General features: G+C 47.7%; 21 protein-coding genes. 12 read left to right on the forward strand and 9 right to left on the reverse strand.

Annotated elements, in window-relative coordinates; translation table 11 throughout:
* Positions 1-134: 134 nt before the first annotated feature.
* Complete coding sequence (locus ACTJKC_RS02380) at positions 135-1,799, forward strand: alpha-L-fucosidase (protein ID WP_440789933.1); 1,665 nt, start codon at positions 135-137, stop codon at positions 1,797-1,799.
* Positions 1,800-1,880: 81 nt separating this feature from the next.
* Here ACTJKC_RS02380 and ACTJKC_RS02385 read toward each other — a convergent pair whose 3' ends face one another.
* The 4 genes from ACTJKC_RS02385 to nhaA form a co-directional block, all read right to left on the reverse strand.
* A complete protein-coding gene (locus ACTJKC_RS02385; protein ID WP_440789934.1) occupies positions 1,881-2,036 on the reverse strand; it encodes a hypothetical protein in 156 nt (51 codons plus the stop codon).
* Positions 2,037-2,069: 33 nt separating this feature from the next.
* On the reverse strand, positions 2,070-2,657 hold the full coding sequence (locus tag ACTJKC_RS02390; RefSeq protein ID WP_440789936.1) for a helix-turn-helix transcriptional regulator: 588 nt from the start codon (positions 2,655-2,657) through the stop codon (positions 2,070-2,072).
* Positions 2,658-3,269: 612 nt separating this feature from the next.
* Entirely contained in the window at positions 3,270-3,851 is a 582-nt protein-coding gene (locus tag ACTJKC_RS02395; protein WP_440789938.1) for a hypothetical protein, read from the reverse strand.
* Positions 3,852-4,332: 481 nt separating this feature from the next.
* Entirely contained in the window at positions 4,333-5,667 is a 1,335-nt protein-coding gene (gene nhaA / locus ACTJKC_RS02400) for a Na+/H+ antiporter NhaA (RefSeq protein WP_440789940.1), read from the reverse strand.
* A 114-nt stretch (positions 5,668-5,781) separates the two neighbouring features.
* Between nhaA and ACTJKC_RS02405 the strand changes: the two genes are divergently transcribed.
* Positions 5,782-7,116 carry a TIGR00341 family protein gene (locus ACTJKC_RS02405; protein WP_440789942.1) on the forward strand — a complete coding sequence of 445 codons (1,335 nt, stop codon included), beginning with the start codon at positions 5,782-5,784 and terminating at the stop codon, positions 7,114-7,116.
* 47 nt (positions 7,117-7,163) lie between these two features.
* Here ACTJKC_RS02405 and ACTJKC_RS02410 read toward each other — a convergent pair whose 3' ends face one another.
* The gene (locus tag ACTJKC_RS02410) at positions 7,164-7,868 is read right to left on the reverse strand and encodes an RNA polymerase sigma factor (protein ID WP_440789944.1); all 705 of its coding nucleotides are present in this window, start codon (positions 7,866-7,868) and stop codon (positions 7,164-7,166) included.
* A gap of 14 nt (positions 7,869-7,882) precedes the next feature.
* Positions 7,883-8,449 (reverse strand): fasciclin domain-containing protein, encoded by a 567-nt coding sequence (locus ACTJKC_RS02415; protein ID WP_440790295.1) that lies wholly within the window; start codon positions 8,447-8,449, stop codon positions 7,883-7,885.
* 233 nt (positions 8,450-8,682) lie between these two features.
* Here ACTJKC_RS02415 and ACTJKC_RS02420 point away from each other — a divergent pair, with 233 nt between their 5' ends.
* Positions 8,683-9,036 carry an FAD-dependent oxidoreductase gene (locus tag ACTJKC_RS02420; RefSeq protein ID WP_440790297.1) on the forward strand — a complete coding sequence of 118 codons (354 nt, stop codon included), beginning with the start codon at positions 8,683-8,685 and terminating at the stop codon, positions 9,034-9,036.
* Here the strand turns inward: ACTJKC_RS02420 and ACTJKC_RS02425 are convergent.
* On the reverse strand, positions 9,031-9,399 hold the full coding sequence (locus tag ACTJKC_RS02425) for an immunity 22 family protein (protein WP_440789946.1): 369 nt from the start codon (positions 9,397-9,399) through the stop codon (positions 9,031-9,033). The two genes, ACTJKC_RS02420 and ACTJKC_RS02425, sit on opposite strands and share 6 nt — an antisense overlap.
* A 250-nt stretch (positions 9,400-9,649) precedes the next feature.
* Between ACTJKC_RS02425 and ACTJKC_RS02430 the strand changes: the two genes are divergently transcribed.
* Positions 9,650-10,432: a hypothetical protein gene (locus ACTJKC_RS02430; protein WP_440789948.1), complete on the forward strand. Its 783-nt coding sequence runs from the start codon at positions 9,650-9,652 to the stop codon at positions 10,430-10,432.
* 300 nt (positions 10,433-10,732) lie between these two features.
* On the opposite strand, the gene ACTJKC_RS02435 is transcribed toward ACTJKC_RS02430, so the two are convergent.
* Complete coding sequence (locus ACTJKC_RS02435; protein ID WP_440789950.1) at positions 10,733-11,785, reverse strand: DUF5694 domain-containing protein; 1,053 nt, start codon at positions 11,783-11,785, stop codon at positions 10,733-10,735.
* A gap of 422 nt (positions 11,786-12,207) precedes the next feature.
* On the opposite strand from ACTJKC_RS02435, the gene ACTJKC_RS02440 reads away from it, so the two are divergent.
* From ACTJKC_RS02440 to ACTJKC_RS02470, 7 genes are all read left to right on the forward strand, one after another.
* Positions 12,208-12,456: a PaaI family thioesterase gene (locus ACTJKC_RS02440; protein ID WP_440790299.1), complete on the forward strand. Its 249-nt coding sequence runs from the start codon at positions 12,208-12,210 to the stop codon at positions 12,454-12,456.
* Positions 12,457-12,625: 169 nt separating this feature from the next.
* Complete coding sequence (locus ACTJKC_RS02445) at positions 12,626-13,480, forward strand: COG1470 family protein (RefSeq protein ID WP_440789952.1); 855 nt, start codon at positions 12,626-12,628, stop codon at positions 13,478-13,480.
* Between the two features lie 42 nt (positions 13,481-13,522).
* On the forward strand, positions 13,523-14,527 hold the full coding sequence (locus ACTJKC_RS02450; protein ID WP_440789954.1) for an ABC transporter ATP-binding protein: 1,005 nt from the start codon (positions 13,523-13,525) through the stop codon (positions 14,525-14,527).
* Complete coding sequence (locus ACTJKC_RS02455; protein ID WP_440789956.1) at positions 14,481-15,494, forward strand: ABC transporter permease; 1,014 nt, start codon at positions 14,481-14,483, stop codon at positions 15,492-15,494. The genes ACTJKC_RS02450 and ACTJKC_RS02455 overlap by 47 nt, the downstream gene beginning before the upstream one ends.
* A 174-nt stretch (positions 15,495-15,668) precedes the next feature.
* Complete coding sequence (locus ACTJKC_RS02460) at positions 15,669-16,454, forward strand: hypothetical protein (RefSeq protein ID WP_440789958.1); 786 nt, start codon at positions 15,669-15,671, stop codon at positions 16,452-16,454.
* Positions 16,455-16,618: 164 nt separating this feature from the next.
* Entirely contained in the window at positions 16,619-16,801 is a 183-nt protein-coding gene (locus tag ACTJKC_RS02465; protein WP_440789960.1) for a hypothetical protein, read from the forward strand.
* Positions 16,774-17,001 carry an SDR family NAD(P)-dependent oxidoreductase gene (locus tag ACTJKC_RS02470; RefSeq protein WP_440789961.1) on the forward strand — a complete coding sequence of 76 codons (228 nt, stop codon included), beginning with the start codon at positions 16,774-16,776 and terminating at the stop codon, positions 16,999-17,001. Before ACTJKC_RS02465 ends, ACTJKC_RS02470 begins: the two co-directional genes overlap by 28 nt.
* On the opposite strand, the gene ACTJKC_RS02475 is transcribed toward ACTJKC_RS02470, so the two are convergent.
* A complete protein-coding gene (locus tag ACTJKC_RS02475) occupies positions 16,946-17,113 on the reverse strand; it encodes a winged helix-turn-helix transcriptional regulator (protein ID WP_440789963.1) in 168 nt (55 codons plus the stop codon). The two genes, ACTJKC_RS02470 and ACTJKC_RS02475, sit on opposite strands and share 56 nt — an antisense overlap.
* A 184-nt stretch (positions 17,114-17,297) precedes the next feature.
* Between ACTJKC_RS02475 and ACTJKC_RS02480 the strand changes: the two genes are divergently transcribed.
* Positions 17,298-17,441: a hypothetical protein gene (locus ACTJKC_RS02480; protein ID WP_440789965.1), complete on the forward strand. Its 144-nt coding sequence runs from the start codon at positions 17,298-17,300 to the stop codon at positions 17,439-17,441.
* Positions 17,442-17,741: the final 300 nt, after the last annotated feature.

Raw genomic sequence — 17,741 nt, forward strand, 5'->3', positions numbered from 1 at the left:
GAATGATTGCCAAATCCCCTACCGGTTCGGGGTTTAGGGAAATGTCGGATTTGTTCAAAAAAAAGTCCGGAAACTACAAAGATTCCTGCTCCTGCTGTCATAGCTTTGTTCAGCAAATCATACTGAGCAGATTTATGAACCGCAGACAACTGATCCAAAAACTTGCCATCGGCATCCCAGCAGTTTTACTTGCCGATAAACTTTCCGGATTCCAGCCAGCTAGGGGAGAGAGGCAAGAGTTTATAGAGAAAATTATTGCCGGACCATTTTCTCCCACCTGGGATTCACTTACCGATTATCAGGCACCAGATTGGTTCAGGGATGCCAAATTTGGCATCTGGGCCCATTGGGGGCCCCAATGTCAGCCGGAAGCCGGGGACTGGTATGCCAGGGAAATGTATATGGAAGGGAGCTGGAAATATAAGTACCATGTTGAAAAATACGGACATCCTTCCAGATTCGGATTTAAGGATGTGATCAATACCTGGAAGGCGGAAAACTGGGATCCCGGGTCGCTTGTTTCGCTATATAAAAGTGCCGGGGCGAGATATTTTATGGCACTCGCCAACCACCATGATAATCTTGATCTATATAATAGTAAATACCAGAAGAACTGGAATTCGACCAAAGTAGGGCCGAAAAAAGACATCATTGGTGGATGGGCTGCTGCCGCTAAAAAACATGGACTGCCATTCGGGGTCAGTGTGCATGCTGCACACGCCTGGAGCTGGTTTGAAACCAGCCAGCGTGCGGATAAAAACGGTTCAATGGCCGGCGTTCCGTATGATGGCAGACTGACCAAAGCTGATGGTGGGGGTAATTGGTGGGAGGGTCTTGATCCGCAGGAGCTTTACGCGCAAAACCATCCGTTGAGCCGGAACAGCCTTGATAACAATGCGGTCCATCGGCAGTGGGATTGGGGCAATGGTGTTACCCCGCCAAGCAGCACATACATTAACAGGTTTTATAACCGCACAATCGATCTGATCGATAGATACCATCCGGATATGGTTTATTTTGATGATTCGCAACTGCCCCTGTGGCCGGTCAGTGATGCCGGGCTAAAAATTGCTGCGCATCTTTATAACAAGAGCATCAGGGATAAAGGCAGGCTTGATGCGGTGATTACTGGAAAAATACTAAACCAGATGCAGCGCAAAGCTATGGTGTGGGACATAGAGCGGGGCCAGAGCAACAACATTGAGCCACCGCCATGGCAGACCGATACCTGTATCGGCGATTGGCATTATGACCGTGGAATTTATGATAGAAAAGGTTATAAAACTGCAAAAACAATCATTCATACCCTGATCGATGTAGTAAGCAAAAATGGCAATCTCATGCTTAATATCCCGGTCCGCGGTGATGGTACGATTGATGAGCTTGAGAGAGGGACCGTTGAAGAGATCGGGGTATGGATGAAAGCGAACGGCGAAAGCATTTATGGCACCCGACCGTGGAAGATTTTTGGCGAAGGTCCCGCTCAGCAGGTATCCCCTGTATTAAATGCCCAGGGATTCAATGAAGGTAAGGGTAAAGCCTTTAATAGTCAGGATATCCGCTTTGCCATTAAAGAAAAGGAACTTTTTGCTACAGTTATGGGCTGGCCTGAAGAGGGTTGGGTGGTGATCTCCAGCCTGGCCGAGGGTGCTCCGGAATATCCGGGGAAAATAAATAATATCCGGTTACTTGCCAGCGGGGAAAATCTGCGGTTTGAAAGGACCCCGCGGGGCCTAAAAGTCTTCTTTCCTGCCAGTCTGCCACAGGCTTTCTATGCCAATGCGCTCCGGATTAACTAAGCTTGAAGTAACGGGGGCTTTTCCGGTCAGGTTGGTGCCTATGCGAATGGATCGGTACATGCCGCTTTAATCCCAAGGGCGCTATGGTGTACATGGTCCTTCCGGTTCTGGTGCGGCACCGGACAGTTGCGGCACAGGAGGGGATAACCTGATCTGGCTATGTTCAGGCAGGGCAAATGTATCCGATTGAATATAATCCGGAATTGAACGCGGGAAAAAGCCGCCTTTATTTTCCATGGCCATCTGCCGGGTTACCGGTCCAGCCAATGTCTACAGTGGGAAGCCTAACCTATAAATTTGCTTTTTATAGGTTCCCGGCGACATTCCGGTGTATTTTTTAAAGGATCTGGAAAAATAGGAGATATGGTCAAAACCTGTCTGTGCCGCAATTTCCGAACAGCTCAGCTGACCGGAGGCAAGCAGGTACTGGGCGCGTTCAATCCTTTTCCCGAGTATATAGCTTGCCGGGCGTTCGCCTGTGAAACTTTTGAACAGCCTGGAAAAATAATCAGGGTGATGGTTGATACGTGATGCCAGCGTATTCACCGATAGTCTGTTGTGCAGGTTCAACAAAATATAATTTATGCTTTCGGCAATCCTGTTGGAAGTATGATACAGGACATCTTCCCGCGGTAACTCGGGCCCCAATAACCTGCCCATGAGCTGAAGTATTATACCCTGTGTTTCAAGATAAGCTGCCTGGTGCTGCCGGTTGTTCAGCTCCTGGTATTCCCTGTAAAAGATGTTTTTTTCATATATTTTTGGGTCATCAGAGCGGTTGATCCCGCGGCCGGGATTGATTTCCAGCAGGCGCGAGATTAGTGCAATGTCCAGGGGTGCCGCTTTGAGTTTGCACACAGCCCTCTTTCTTGCAAAAAGGGAGGCGCCATCGACCGATTCCTCAAAAAACTGCACAAAATATTGGCTCAGGTAATCATCACAGCGAAGGGTACAAAGGGTAAAGCTGAATAATGTACAGATAACCTGCTTCGAGCTTCAAGCATTGTGCCTGATCGGACAGCTCGCCTGTGCCGCCATCGATATAATAGATGCGGTAATAGGGACTGATAACATTTCTGTAGTTCCATTTCCTTGTGAGCTTGACATAATCAACATGGAGAAGCGAAAAATGGTTTTGCAGTACGCGTTTGATCATGGCTTAAATATCGGCTTTTACAGGAAAATAGTCCTTTTTTTAAGATATATCGCATGTGGCAGAAGGGAGCTAGGAAAACAGGGGACTATAATATCCCCATTTTTTTTTTCCGGGATATGGCTGCGGATGCAGGATTATGGTGTTCACAATACCCGTCAGGACCAACTGTTTATCTCCCGGCGAAAATATCCTGTGCAAACGGCGGCCTGGGCACGCTGATTAACAGTCTTAAAATCTGCTCGCAGGGTGGTGCGGGCGGACGTTTGTATCGCCGGAGGATATGCCTCCCAAAATGTTGGTGCAGATGATCAGGATCAATGTTTTCCGCTTTCCATTCTGGCTGCATCAAGATCATCGATGCTGATTCCCAGGTAACTGGCAATCTCGTTATCCGGAACACGGTCGGCAAGGCCCGGAAACCTTTGGTGGAAATATTTAAGCTTTTGAGATGGCATGGATTTTCTGACCATCACTGCATCAGCACTTGCAGCCAGCAGGAATTTGCGGAAAATGATATCACCGATGCATTTCCCCGTCCGCCCGGCCGATAAATGCGTAAAGAGGGACAGTTTCACCAAAAGGCCCTCGGTATCCTCAATTGCAAAGGCCTGCACATCCATTTTATCACCATGGCTTTTAGCAATGCCCGGTAGGCTCAGTTCACGCGCTGTGGCGAGCCAGCAGGTAATTTTGGGTGATTCGGAGATAAGATGGCCTGCCATCAGACCTTTAAAGATGTAAAGTATCTCTTTAGTCTGGTTTATCTCCAATGGCGACCCCGCGGGACAATGGAAGGTTTTGACATAGCGGCTTACCGTCTTCCCGATCTGCTTCAGGCCCGGATCCATTTCCGTGAGATACCTGATAAAGCTTTGGATATATAATGATTCAGACATTGATTTTGTTTTGTGGTAATTTACAAATACGAAACGGCTCTATCAAAGGTCGAATTGAATGTTTTGGCATACTGGACTTGCTGAAATTTTCTTTCAACGGCCCATACGACGATCCAGTCCGGCTAAGTGCTTACATATGAGGTAACCAGGACTGTAGTTTAGCAAAAGCAACAGGAATGGTCTGGAATTCAGCTTCTAAAGCTTTTGGGAATGTAACATTTGTTTTACGGAAAAATGATTATTTTTCTGATGTATGCGTATAGACAGCCCTGGGAAGCGGCAAGAAAAGTGGTTAAGTTTTTGGCATTTGGTAAAAAGCAATAAGTTCTCTGCGTGGTAAAGGATCCATATACCCGTTTATTTTCGGCTTGATGTCCAGATTAGGGACACTAAATCAGTTGGCTGCTCAGATTTTTGATCAGCCAATACCCTGACGGTATAAAAATCATTCACCGGTATATTGCAAACAGTACCCCGCTCTTTATCCTTCCATGGCTGATCGATCTTTTTTCAATAGCCTCAGGGAAAGAAAACCCAAACTGCCCGAAACGAGCGATGCCAGTAGGATGCCGTATTTGGCCTGGATTACCAGTAAGGCATCTTCAAATGCTAGTCCGCTGATAAACAGCGAAATGGTAAAACCCACACCGGCAAGCAATGCAATCCCCGCCATGTGCTTCCAGCCCGCGCCCTGGGGCAGTGCGCCCAAGGCTGTTCTGACCATCAGAAAAGAGAAAAGCAGCACCCCGGTAAACTTCCCCACCACCAGGCCAAGCGTCACCCCGATCGATACAGGGTTCAGGATAGCCGTGAAGATATCGGCACCGATGACGATCCCTGAATTGGCCAGTGCGAAAAGCGGCATAATCAGGAAAGCCACATAAGGATGGAGGCTATGCTCGATCTTTTGCAGCGGGGTTTCGGCCGCCAGGCTCAGCTGCTTCACCTTTCGGATGATATGGTGCTGGGCAGGAGTGGTCAGCGTACTGTTGTTGGGAATTTCCTCTTCGAAATCAAAGGAAAGTTTTCTTAGCTTCTCGGCATAGACCTTTTCTTCCACCCGGGTTACCGCGGGAATGGTAAAGGCAACCAGAACCCCTGCAATGGTGGCATGTACGCCCGAAAGCAAAAAGCCGATCCAGACACAGATCCCAAAAACCAGGTAAAAAGCACTGCTGCGCACGCCCAGCCTATTCCCGATAAGCAGCACTAATAGAAAAAGTCCGGCAATACCGAGCGCCATAAAGTTGACCTGCGCCGTATAAAAAAAAGCAATCACCAGTACCGCGCCAAGGTCATCCGCTACGGCAAGTGCGGAAAGAAAGACTTTTACCGCCGGAGGGATTTGTTTCCCGGACATGGATAACAGCGCCAGTGCAAAGGCAATATCGGTAGCCATGGGGATTCCCCAGCCATGGGCACCACCGCTGTTGATGTTGATCAGATAATAGATACAGGCAGGGACCAGCATCCCGCCCAAAGCCGCCGCCATGGGCATCGCCGCTTTTTTGACCGTCGAGAGCTCCCCATCGATAAACTCCCTTTTCAGCTCCAGTCCGATCACAAAGAAAAACAATGCCATAAGTCCGTCGTTGATCCAGATGTGCAGGGGTTTGTTCAAGGTATGGGTGTCAAAGGCGATGGAAAGGTGTTTTTCCCACAAATGGTGGTAGCTTTCGCTAAAAGATGAATTGGCCCAGATAATCGCGATCACCACCGCCAGCAGCAGCACAATCCCACTGGTATACTCCAGATGGATGAAACGGTTTACCGGTGCAATGATTTTCTCTATCGGGGTCTGTGTTTTTTCTTTCATGGGATCTGGTTACAAAACAGCCGGAGGTGTTACGGGCTGCCGCTAATTTACATTGGATAAAACAGAAAGCGCATAGATATGTTTATCCTGCATAAAGATAAACCCTAAACCGTTTTGAGTACACCAGAAAACAAAGAAGAACTTCCAAGGGCATTCCGTTCCTTTTTTTCCAAAAGGTTCAACCTGCAGATGGACAAAGCCGATGAGGCTGAGATCGTAAGCTCCATTTCCAAAAACTCCATATTCGTGGGCAGCAACCTCTGGACACTGATATTTGCCATCATTATCGCCTCCATCGGACTCAACGTCAATTCCACAGCCGTGATCATCGGGGCCATGCTGATCTCGCCGCTCATGGGGCCAATTATGGGTATCGGGCTGGGCATTGGAACCAACGACTTCGGCCTGGTCAAAACAGGAGGGAGGAACCTGCTCATTGCCACCATATTCAGTATTGTAACCTCTACGCTCTATTTTTACGTTACTCCGCTGCACGATGCGCAGAGTGAACTGCTTGCCCGTACCACCCCTTCGATCTGGGATGTTTTTATCGCTTTCGCGGGAGGGCTGGCTGGAATTATTGCGGTGACCAGGACCGAAAAAAGTAACGTCATCCCGGGCGTGGCCATCGCCACCGCGCTCATGCCGCCCCTCTGCACCGCAGGTTATGGTATTGCCAACGGCAACTGGCTGTATTTTCTTGGCGCGATTTACCTGTTTTTCATCAATTGCCTTTTCATCTGCATATCCACCTACCTGATCATCCGCTTCCTGCGCTTTGATAAAAAACATTTCGAGGACAGGAATACCGAAAAAAAAGTATCCAGGTATATCCTGGTCTCCGTGCTCATCACGATACTGCCCAGCATCTATCTGGCCTACGGTATCGTACAGAAAAGCATCTTTGAGAACAATGCGCAGGCCTTTATCAACGGGGAATTCAATTTCAAAAATACACAGGTGGTCAGCAAGTCATTCCGCTACAGCACAAAAAGTAAAGAAATCGATCTGCTGCTGATCGGGCAGGAACTCTCCGGGGAGGACATCAAAAAAATAGAAAACCATTTAAAGGATTACCGCCTGCAGGGCAGCCGGCTGCGCATCCGACAGGGCCTCAGCGCAAGGCAGCAGGTGGATTTTTCGCAGATCCGTGCCAGTATATTGGAAGACGTGTTCAAGGGACAGAGGAAAGAAAAGGCCGTAACTGTAAAAACAGCCGGGCAGACCTTTCCCGATGTATCTGCCGAGCTCAAGGTATTATTCCCAAAAGTAAAATCCTATAGCCTGTCCAATGTGGTCTACTTAAGGGTAGATTCATCCAAAAAGGATACCATCACGCTTTTTTCGGCATCACTATCGTCTAAAATGGATATTGCAGAAAGGGGCCGGATGGAAAAGTGGATACGTTCCCGGATAAAGACCGATTCGCTGAAGGTACTCGCTGAATAAAGCAGCCCGTAACTGGCCTATTGGAAATTACCAGGTCAATTGAAAGGTTAGCTGACATCAAAAACCGCCCTCAGGTTCAGTATGGCCAGGCGGATGGCGGTCTTTACGCTACCGATCGGCATGGACAGCAGTTCTGCAATTTCACTATGGGTATAGCCTTTATAATAAAACAGATCGATCATCTGCCTGTGTTTGGGCAAAAGCCCCTCCAAAAGTTTTTTTACCCCCACCGTATCGGTATTGAAAGAATGGCTGTAGTGTTCAAGCTCCCTTTCCACATCTTCAAAGACCATGGTGGAGCGCAGCTGCCTGGAGGATTTCAGCCTGAGGTGGTCAATCGCGGTATTCCGCGAGATATTCATCATCCAGGTAAACAGACGCGACTTTTCGCCATCATAACTGCCGATATGGCGCCTGATCTTTAAAAAAGCTTCCTGCAAAAGGTCCTCGGCGGTTTCCTGCTGGTTGACAATCTTCATGATCACTCCGAACAGGGTGGCCGCATACATCCTGTAAAGCTGGTTGAAAGCCGCAACATCATGGTTTTTTAGGCCTTCTATCAGCTGTTTTTCCGGATGGACGCTAACAGGTTCCTGTATTCCGGATTGGGGCTGGGTGAGTATAAATGCAATCATAAGCGGTAAATCCTTAGTCTCAACACGCTCAAAGCCAATAAGTTTCGGATATTCCGGTAAGCTCTGGCAATTGCGCTGGAAAAAAGAAAAAATGCCGCCGGGTATTCCGGCGGCCATCAAATATCTAATGGTTATTTTGGCATCAGCACGGTATCCACCACGTGGATCACGCCATTTTTCTGGTGGACATCAGCGATGGTCACGGTGGCCATACCGCCTTTTTCATCTTTCAGCATCAGCTTTTTGCCTTCCATCCATGCCCAGAGTTTACCGCCCTCAACGGTTGTGAATTCTGCTTTCCCTTTCCCTTTTTTGATTGCAGCTGCAATAGCTTTACTGTCCATATTGCCCGCAACAACATGATAGGTCAGCACCTTGGTCAGTGTAGGCTTGTTTTCTGGTTTAAGCAAAGTTTCTACCGTACCTTTTGGCAGTTTGTCAAAAGCACTGTTGGTCGGCGCGAAAACGGTGAAAGGTCCCTTGCCCTTCAAGGTTTCCACAAGGCCGGCAGCTTTCACCGCGGCAACCAATGTGGTATGGTCCTTGGAGTTCACCGCATTATCGATAATATCCTTTGATGGGTACATCTTTGCTCCGCCAACCATTTTGGTTTTTTCCATGGATTGTGCCTGAAGGGAAGTATTTGTTGCAAAAGCAATTGCTACTATAGCCACTGCTGATAAAAGAATTTTTTTCATGTCCTGAGTTTCTGTTTCCTGCATTTACGAAAGCAGGATAGGCCACGGATTTTAAAAGGACAAAAAAAAAGCGTTAAATAGCTGATCGCGTATAAAGTAATTTATCCGATGCGGCATATTCCTGGATGGGTACGCGCAAAAGCATAAAATATTCCGCGCCGGGGGGCGTAAGTTAACGCGTGATTTTTCCATTCACATCAATAACCATACTGCAGAATCAAGGGGATATCGGTGTGCCCCCAGGTCCTACAGCATATCCTATGATTGCGATCATGCCCGGGGCAAACGAGTGTAAAAACCTCCTGGTCCCGGCGTGCCTGTCTTCCTCGCATATTGCATATGGTTCAATCCGTATCGAACCGGTATTTATGATTCTGGCCGGATCTGTGGCTACTGCCGCGTCCCTGGCGATTGATCAGAATATAGCTGAACACCAGGTCAGCTATAGTGAGCTAGGGACTTTGTTGCTCGAACAGAAACAGTGCCTGGAAGTTAAGGCCCCGTTTATAGGGCACCGGTTTGGCTGGCTGTGCCCGGAGCTGGACAACTGTGCAATCTATTTTTACAGCCATCCACATCAGCTATAGGGCACTGTCGAAGACGCCTACGTACCGCAAGCCGTTATAACTTTTTGGACCGGCATCAGGAACATTTACGGTAGAATCGGTGAGATAAAAAGCTGCGTTCACGGATTCGATACCATAACGTTCGCAGGATGCGGCGGCATAGATTATACTTCTAACGGCAATCGGGATCTGGTTTACCAGCACTTCGACAACAGGTACCTGGCTTTTAAAAAGCGGTAATATTCCGATAAAGTCCTCATCATACTCTTCACCGGTTCCCAGGTCCTTCGAAAATTGGCTGATATCTTCGTCCTGGTTGAAATAGGCATAGAAATTTTCTTCGTCAGCCATGGTGGTCCCGATCCACACATGGACTTTTTTCATTCTTTCGCTTGGGGGTATATACATCATCAGTTATTGGATACTTTCAAGTTTAATGAAATCCGGTGTAAAAAACAACCCGGCCTGATCTGGATTATCTTTGACCCCGCTCTGAGCGGGGGGAGCTGCGTTAATGACCGCTGCTCCGCCAGCTTGCAGATGGCAGGTTACCTTGCCTTTTCAGCATATGCGCTATTATTGAGCAGATCGGTTATCTTTACGGTATAGTTTTGCTCCAAGATCCCTTATACATTTGAAAAAAGTTCTCCGTCCACTTGAAAAACCGTTTCTCATCGCATATATTTCCATATGGGCGGCCGTATATGTGCTGTCAAGATTTTTTCTGGAGATTTATACCGATAATGCCCCAGGGTCGGTATGGATAATTTCACTTTTCCTGGTAATACCCTTAAGCTCCTATGCGGCGGCAAGGACGGTGGCGGTCAAAAAGGAAAAATGGTACGGTATAATCGGTTATTTTGTTGTCTATACCGCAATGTGGCTGCTGTCCAGCAATTATATTATTGTCAATGGTGATCTTTTGATCAGCTGTGGCATCAAGCGCAGCATACATACCGATGCGGTGGTGACCGATGTGCGTAAAGTATTTTATAAAAGCGGCTTTGACCATACTGCGGTAACGCTGAAAATAGCGGACAGATCAATTGTCCTGCAGGGCAGGCCCTACGTTTACTTTTATCTTGCAGGTAAGAAGCAGATTTCCACCGGTTACGCGCGGTCTTTTCTGGGCAATATCTTTATCTCTACCGATGCAATCCCAACCAGGGAAAAGTCCAGGGCCAGGTGGATGCATTTCAAAGACCAGGTTTACCGCCTACGGGTTTTTGCAGCTGTGATACTCTCGATCATACTCATTGGATTTTTATGGCCGGGCAGAAAGCTGGCAACCACTCAGCGCGTTTCTGCAAAAATGGGCTTCTGGAAGATGATGGGGATTGTGATGGGCATTCTGCTCATCCTTGCAATGCTGTTTTACATCGGGATTTTTGTATATGTTAGGTTTTTTGCCAGCTGATAGGCCGTGTTTGGTTGTCTGAGAGCTGAGGGGTAATTTTCCAGCCTGCAATCATGGAACCGGGCGGATAAACGCTATGGAAAGGCACGCTCGGGATTAACGCTGCGTCCTGACAACCCGGTAAGTAAACCGGGTGGAAGAGTGGTTGATAAGACACGATTGCCATCGCCACCGGTTCGGCTGTTTTCCGGAAACGCGGATGTGGACAAGTTCCTTAAGGTTCAGTTTAGCCGGCACATGCTTTTGCGTAATTGCCTGTAGCCAAGCTACAGCACCATGCCCTCCCTTGATTTGCTTTAGCTATTCTGCCTGGTTAATATTTCTGACCTTTACCCCGGTCATCTTTTCGAAAATGTCCTGCATATATCTGCGGTGGTTTGCACCGGCCGTTACTACCACCCTGGTTAGCCCTTTCTTTTTTGAAAGCTTTACCACATTGTTGCACATCTCCTGATTTCTCATCATCCACCAATGTATCTTGGATAGCATTTCCTCCTTTGGAAAGTTCTTCATATCATACAGCTCCGGCAGATAGAAGTCCCCGGATGAAGAAATTGCGGCAGCCTCAGCTGTGTTCAGCCACTCGGTTACCCGCGAAGAAGATTTCTCAATTTTATCATACAGCTCAAAACCTGCATTTATTCTGGACAGCTTTTCATTTAGCTCCCGCCTGAAGATTGCGGAGGTATCCTCTTTGAAGGTATTGAATTTTTCATCGCTCACAGACCAAGCAGCATTCAAGTTGAGGTCGTAGTCCTGGCAATCCATGGGCAATAGTTCCATGATTCCCATTTTCTGCATCATCGGGAAAGCAATTAGTGCGTATTCTGAATTTTTTAATCTTCTCATGCTCCGCCCCGTGGTATCCGATTCCGGACTGAGCAATCCATCGACATAGGCCAGCAACCCATTGTCCGGAGATTGTTTCAGCCGGCTGAAAACCTGCCAATACTGGTAGTGGCCATTGGCAACATCCTGATCCAGGTAGTAGGCATGGGCAAGGTCTGTCTTCAACCTGAAGTTTTCAGGGGCCTGCAGACAGCGCGCCTTTAAACTGTCAATGGTTTTCGCCAGCCGGTCTGTTGGAATATTCCTGTTTTTTCTAAGGGTCTTCAGTCTTTTCAGGTTGTCCTTCTTGCACCAGTAATCCATCAGATTCTTTTCATCTTCCTTACTTAGAAATTCCCCGAAAAATGCTGTTGGCTTAAACCTTTGTATTTTGCGGTAAATATCAGAGAAATCCTGCTTTTGGTAATTGCCGTAATCATGGGAAACACCGATCAGCAGTATTTCCAGTTTTTGGGCAGATGCGTTGAAAGAAATAAAAAGGAGTAGGATAAAGATGAATTTCATAACGTTTGTTCCGCTGTATATTAAGTTTAATAGGTTTTTGTGCCTCGATTTCCAATTGAAAATAAGATTATAATCGGATATTTCAATGTTTTATGTACAAAATCATTGGAGGCCATTGTGGTCCACCCTGCAGGCCGGGTGGGCAAAAAAATGGATGTTGTGCGCGCTGGGAAAATTCAATCAACATTAAAAGCAGCCTGAAACCAGCCGGGTGCTGTTTTAGGGCGCAAAAAGTGATCGCTTTAAGCCGGAAAAAGCACACCCGTTAATGAAAAACAGACGGCCACTTATTGGCTGATCTCCAGGGCCGATCAGTACAGTACCATACCGCTCATTTTTCATCTTTGAAAACCGCAACAGACAACGCAGCACCCCAGGGCAGCCGCCAGTCCAAATAGCTTAAAGCTTTCATTCAGTCCGACATTTACAATCAGGCTGAATATGAGGCTACGCTTTTATCCCAGGGTGAATCTTTCACAAGCATAGAGCTTAAAATCAATTTTTACCGGCCTGTATTCGGTGATGTACTGACCGCAAAAGCCCGGGCCCTGCAAAACGGGAAGAATATCAGCCATTATATATGTGAGATTACCCGGAATGACGGGAAAATGGCTGCGATTGCCACCGGCACAATGATGACCTTAAGGGGCCAAAAGGCGAAAGGACAGTAATGTTCATACCTCCGGGACGTATCCCGATACCATCTTTACCAAGTTGACTTGTTAAAAAATGTTAAATTATTTTGAAAAAAATCCAACTTTTTTTTGTTTTGGGGCCTAATCAGATAAGTTGATCAGAAAACATTTTTTAGAGCAATCATTAACATTTTTGGTTTAGATCATGTCAGCACAATTACTACCCGAACCTTTGCGGAAGGGACTATTCCGCACACTTTTATTATCAACTTTTTTCATTGCGGCCAAACCGCTCCATGGGCAGCAACAAAAGGCCACTGAAGGCACGCCAGGACTATCTGCCAAGCTGATCAATATCGAATCGGCGACCAACGAACCTTTCCGCTTTTCAGCCTCGCTGTATAACCGTACGGCTGGCCAGCAGCTTTATGAACTCAGGGCTGATCTGCCCATAGGATGGCAGATCAGCTATCGGGTAGATGGAAGCCAGGTGACCTCAGTGAATCTCGCTGCCGGTCAGACCCGGGAAATTGCCATCGAAATCACCGCATCGGGTAATGCTGCGGCGGGGAAATACATTATTCCCTTCAAAGCGGTATCATCCGTTCAAACCCTACAGCTCCAACTGGAGGCTGTTGTCAAAGGCTCCTATGGTGTCAGCCTTGGTACCCCCAGCGGAAGGCTGAGTGAAGAACTAACCTCCGGAGCCCATAAGGATATCGAGCTTGAGGTGCACAATACCGGTACCTTACCATTGTCCTCACTGAGTATTTCCCCCCAACTGCCCAGCGGATGGGAAGCGAGTTTTTCGCCCAGCCAGATTGAAAGACTGGATGCGGGGAAGAAGATGACTGTCAAAGCAACACTAAAAGTACCGGATAAAACTATTGCCGGAGATTACAGCGCCACCTTTAGCCTTGGAGGAAATAACGCCAACGCCCAGGCCGCCTTTAGGATCTTTGTCAAAACTTCCGTGCTTTCAGGCTGGATCGGTATCCTGACCATCGCCCTGGCCGTTCTGGCCGTCTATCTGCTGATCCGTAAATACGGTAGGAGATAGGCCATCACTTTTTGGGAAACTTAAAAATCTTAATCCGGAAAGATGGAATTTATTATCGATCTACAGAACCTGTGCAAAAGCTATGGTTCACATATCGCCGTTGATAAGCTCAACCTGCAGATCCAGCGTGGCGAAATATTCGGACTGCTCGGCCCGAACGGTGCAGGTAAGACCACAAGCATACTCATGATGCTCGGGCTCACTGAACCCGATAGCGGCTCGGCCACCGTTTGCGGGCACGATGCGGGCCGCGAAGCTATCGAAGTAAAAAGAAAGGTAGGCTATATGCCCGATAATCTGGGCTTTTATCCCCAGTTAACGGGCCTGGAAAACCTGGTTTATATCGCAAGGCTGAACGGAATGGCCGAAAAAGGTATAGCTGAACATGCAAGGGATGTAATGGAAACCGTGGGGTTAAGGGCAGCTGCGGATAAACCGGCTTCAAGCTATTCACGTGGCATGAAACAAAGGCTGGGACTGGCAGAAGTGCTCATCAAAGCGCCTGAACTGATCATTCTGGATGAGCCCACGCTGGGAATCGACCCGGCCGGGGTAAAGGAGTTTCTGGAACTGATCAGCTCGCTCCGGGAGGAACAGGGGCTGACTGTGCTGCTTTCCTCACATCACCTCCACCACGTTCAGCAGGTGTGCGACCGGGTAGGGATATTCGTTGAGGGAAAGTTGCTGGCAACCGGCGATCTGGATACCCTTTCCTCCCGGCTTTTCGGAAACACGGGAATAGAAACCCTTATCCGGCTGACCCGCATACCGGAGGATGGAGAGGCCCTCACAGGTATTTTCAGCACCTGGCCTGAAATTAATAACCTGACTGTAACGGGGGACAGGCTGCAATTTAATACCGCCCAGGACATCACCCCGAAACTCATCCGCAGGATTATCGAACTGGGAGAAGACATCCAGGCGGTAAGCCGCAAACAATACGGACTGGATGAAATCTATGGGAAATATTTCGAAAACAACACAAATTTCAAAGTGGATAATGAAAGCATTAAGCGCAGGCCATTATTTGGCAAAAGACAAAAATAAATCGGGGAAAGCTCACCAGCCCAGTCCTTTTAAGGTGATGGTAGGGAAAGAAGTGTCGGACCATGTGCGCAGCTGGCGTTTTATCCTGCTGCTTGCCCTTGTGGTACTTACTTTTTTTGCCTCACTGTACATCTCCATGTCCAACATCCGGGCATCTTTTACCAATTCCAACGACCCGGACCATGCCTTTTTGTACCTCAAGCTGCTCAGTGCAACAGATGGCTCGATGCCACCTTTCCATGTGCTGATGGGTTTCCTGGCACCGTTGCTTGGCATCACCATGGGCTTTGATGCCATCAATTCCGAGCAGAACAGCGGTTCGCTTACCAGGCTACTGGCTCAACCAATATACCGTGACAATATCCTGCTTGCCAAATTTTACAGCGCAATGCTGATCATCTCCACACTGTTCATTTCCCTGACACTGCTGATGATTGGCGGGGGACTGCTGTTTACCGGGGTAAGGATCGAACCCCAGGAGCTTCTGAGGATCCTTGGCTTTACCCTGCTCACAATGGTTTATGTCGGCTTTTATCTGAGCCTTTCCATCCTGTTTTCGGTTGCTTTCCGGCAGGCAGCAACTTCTGCCTTGACTGCGCTTGGTATCTGGCTGTTCTTTACCGTATTTTATCCAATGCTGGTCAACCTGGTGATCAGGGCCTTTTTACCCGATCCGGCATATCTCAGCCAAAGTCAGATTATGGGCTATAATGAGCTGATCATGGATATTATGCGCATTGCCCCGGGCCAGCTCTACAGCGATGCTGCAACCACGATGCTTATGCCTTCCATCAGAAGTCTTGGTCCGATGAGTATGGAGCACCTTTCCGGCGCCATTCCCTCACCGCTTCCCTTCAGAGAAAGCCTGGTAATTGTCTGGCCACAGCTGAGCGGACTCTTGGCCGGCAGCATTGCCTGTTTTGCCCTGGCCTATTATATTTTCATGCGCAGGGAGATCAGAAGTTAACCAGAGAAAACTCCGGTAAATTATTCCCGGAAAAAAATGGTATTCCCGGAGAGGCAGTATGCTAAACCTGCCCCAGGCTACCATTAACCTTTTGGGGATAAAGCAAAAAAACAACAAAACAATTTACCCTTTTCCGGCTTATTATGAAAAAGCATACAACAAACCCATCCCAATATGAAACGCGTAAAAACATCCCTGCTTATCCTGAACCTATCCGCCCTCATCCTTACCATAACCATCAACTACCTCTCCAGCGCAGGGCTGCTGAGCGGAACCACGATCAGGGAAATCTCAGCAAAATACAACAATTACTTCACCCCGGCAGGTTACGCCTTTTCTATCTGGGGACTGATCTATCTTGGTCTGCTGGGTTTCACCTGCTATTCGCTGATCAATAGGAGAGATGCCCATATTGCAACAATCCTGAACAGGATCGGTCTTTTATTTTTACTTTCATGCCTGGCCAATTCCCTTTGGGTCATCGCCTGGCTCAATGGTTACCTGGGTCTTTCGGTTACCATCATGGTCCTGTTGCTCGGCAGTCTAATTGCCATCATCATCCGCACCAGAATGGAACTCGATCCCCATCCGCTCAAAAGCTACCTTTTCATCTACTGGCCTTTTGCCATCTATGCAGGCTGGATAAGTGTAGCACTGATTGCCAACATTTCAGCCTACCTCACCAAAACCGGCTGGAACGGCTGGGGCATTTCACAGACCCAATGGGCAATTACCATGATTATCATCGCCGGACTCATCAACATCACCATGGTCATCATCAGGAACCTGCGCGAATTTGCCTCGGTCGGCATCTGGGCACTTTTTGCCATTTCGGTCGCCAACCGGGCAGACCATCTCCAGGCCATCCGCTATGCCTGTTACCTCACCATAGCAGTCCTGCTGGCCTGCATCATCTGGAACGGCGCGCGCAGCAAAGCCCGGTCGGTCCATAGCATGTAAATTTAATCCGTGAACGATACTCCGGAATCAAAATATGCTGCATCCGCCTATTAAAGGCATAAAATTTTAAAGCCGCCCGGAAAAAGGCGTTCAGACTTTTCTGACAGGCCCAATTTTTGGCTGTCCATATTATAGTGACAGAAGGTGCTAAAAAACTTTCAATAATGGACAAATTAAAAAACAAGGTTGCCTTAACCGCGGGCGGCAGCAGTGGAATCGGTTTAGCGGGAGCCAAGGAATTTATTGCAAACCGTGCAAAGCTTGTCACTTTCGGAAGTAACCAGCAATTCCTTGAAGAAGCAACGCCAGTATTGGGCCGATGGCTTACGCGGTCCGTGGCGATGTGAATAACCTTTCCGGTCCGGAAAAATTGTATGCCCGAACAAAATCAAAATCCGGTGGGATAGATACTGTTTTCATAAATGTGGGACAGGGGAAGCTGGCACCGATTGCCGAAACCTCAGAGGGCCTTTTTGATGAGCTGACCAGTGTCAAGCTGAAAGGGGCATTCCAGTCATTTTTTTTCGGTGTTCCTTGCCCCATTTGATCATATGGAGGATAATATCGGCAAAGGAATGGCAATAGTCGGTAGGCGAATATTCGACCATGACAAGACTTGTTGGGGTTACCGTCCGCTTGAGCAGCTGATTGGCCTCCATTTCACCACGCGAATGCTCTCGCGTGAACTAAAGGAAATCTGCACACAAACTTCTGCAGTGTAAGTCCAGCGTATTTACCTTGTCCTTAACAAATTCACCTAATGGATGCGATCGTATATTTGCTATAATTTTGAAATTGTCGAAACAATCTGGCACTTGGCCTGTTATGGCTTAAAAAGACATTATGGAACAGATAGGGAATATGCTGGCATCGGTGGCATGCAGTTACGATGAGGATTTTGGGGAAATTACCTACGGGCATTTTGATCCCAATGGGAAAAAGAATCAAGATAGTACGGAGGTAGAACATGGCGAAGCTCTGAACTGATCTTTAACATCTTTAATTTTCTAAAAAATATTTCACACGGGATGATAACCCGCGGATAGGGTACATGTGCACGGGTTTTTTAAACCGTACCGCCTTATCACCGGGTCAACTGACCAGTTGGCTTCCTACAGCTATTCCGGGTAATGCTATAACCTTACACTTTCTCAGTCAGTTTTCAGAGCGGTTTTGGCCATGCTGAAAACGGGCATTTACAGCGGCTGTGGTGCGCTGGGGATAAAGTGCGGCAAAAAAAAGGATAACCAAATGAATGGTTATCCGCATTTAAATTAACGCTATCAA

The sequence above is a fragment of the Pedobacter sp. 22226 genome (assembly GCF_052045455.1).
Lineage (GTDB): Bacteria > Bacteroidota > Bacteroidia > Sphingobacteriales > Sphingobacteriaceae > Pedobacter > Pedobacter jeongneungensis.

Excerpts from the sequence above, each read along its gene's own strand:
- nhaA (WP_440789940.1), bottom strand. The coding sequence starts at position 5,667 with ATGAAAGAAAAAACACAGACCCCGATAGAGAAAATCATTGCACCGGTA.
- ACTJKC_RS02470 (WP_440789961.1), top strand. The coding sequence starts at position 16,774 with ATGGCTTACGCGGTCCGTGGCGATGTGAATAACCTTTCCGGTCCGGAA.
- ACTJKC_RS02425 (WP_440789946.1), bottom strand. The coding sequence starts at position 9,399 with ATGAAAAAAGTCCATGTGTGGATCGGGACCACCATGGCTGACGAAGAA.
- ACTJKC_RS02475 (WP_440789963.1), bottom strand. The coding sequence starts at position 17,113 with ATGGAGGCCAATCAGCTGCTCAAGCGGACGGTAACCCCAACAAGTCTT.
- ACTJKC_RS02480 (WP_440789965.1), top strand. The coding sequence starts at position 17,298 with ATGGAACAGATAGGGAATATGCTGGCATCGGTGGCATGCAGTTACGAT.
- ACTJKC_RS02455 (WP_440789956.1), top strand. The coding sequence starts at position 14,481 with ATGAAAGCATTAAGCGCAGGCCATTATTTGGCAAAAGACAAAAATAAA.
- ACTJKC_RS02395 (WP_440789938.1), bottom strand. The coding sequence starts at position 3,851 with ATGTCTGAATCATTATATATCCAAAGCTTTATCAGGTATCTCACGGAA.
- ACTJKC_RS02410 (WP_440789944.1), bottom strand. The coding sequence starts at position 7,868 with ATGGCCGCCGGAATACCCGGCGGCATTTTTTCTTTTTTCCAGCGCAAT.
- ACTJKC_RS02380 (WP_440789933.1), top strand. The coding sequence starts at position 135 with ATGAACCGCAGACAACTGATCCAAAAACTTGCCATCGGCATCCCAGCA.
- ACTJKC_RS02385 (WP_440789934.1), bottom strand. The coding sequence starts at position 2,036 with ATGGAAAATAAAGGCGGCTTTTTCCCGCGTTCAATTCCGGATTATATT.
- ACTJKC_RS02435 (WP_440789950.1), bottom strand. The coding sequence starts at position 11,785 with ATGAAATTCATCTTTATCCTACTCCTTTTTATTTCTTTCAACGCATCT.
- ACTJKC_RS02460 (WP_440789958.1), top strand. The coding sequence starts at position 15,669 with ATGAAACGCGTAAAAACATCCCTGCTTATCCTGAACCTATCCGCCCTC.
- ACTJKC_RS02415 (WP_440790295.1), bottom strand. The coding sequence starts at position 8,449 with ATGAAAAAAATTCTTTTATCAGCAGTGGCTATAGTAGCAATTGCTTTT.
- ACTJKC_RS02465 (WP_440789960.1), top strand. The coding sequence starts at position 16,619 with ATGGACAAATTAAAAAACAAGGTTGCCTTAACCGCGGGCGGCAGCAGT.
- ACTJKC_RS02445 (WP_440789952.1), top strand. The coding sequence starts at position 12,626 with ATGTCAGCACAATTACTACCCGAACCTTTGCGGAAGGGACTATTCCGC.
- ACTJKC_RS02450 (WP_440789954.1), top strand. The coding sequence starts at position 13,523 with ATGGAATTTATTATCGATCTACAGAACCTGTGCAAAAGCTATGGTTCA.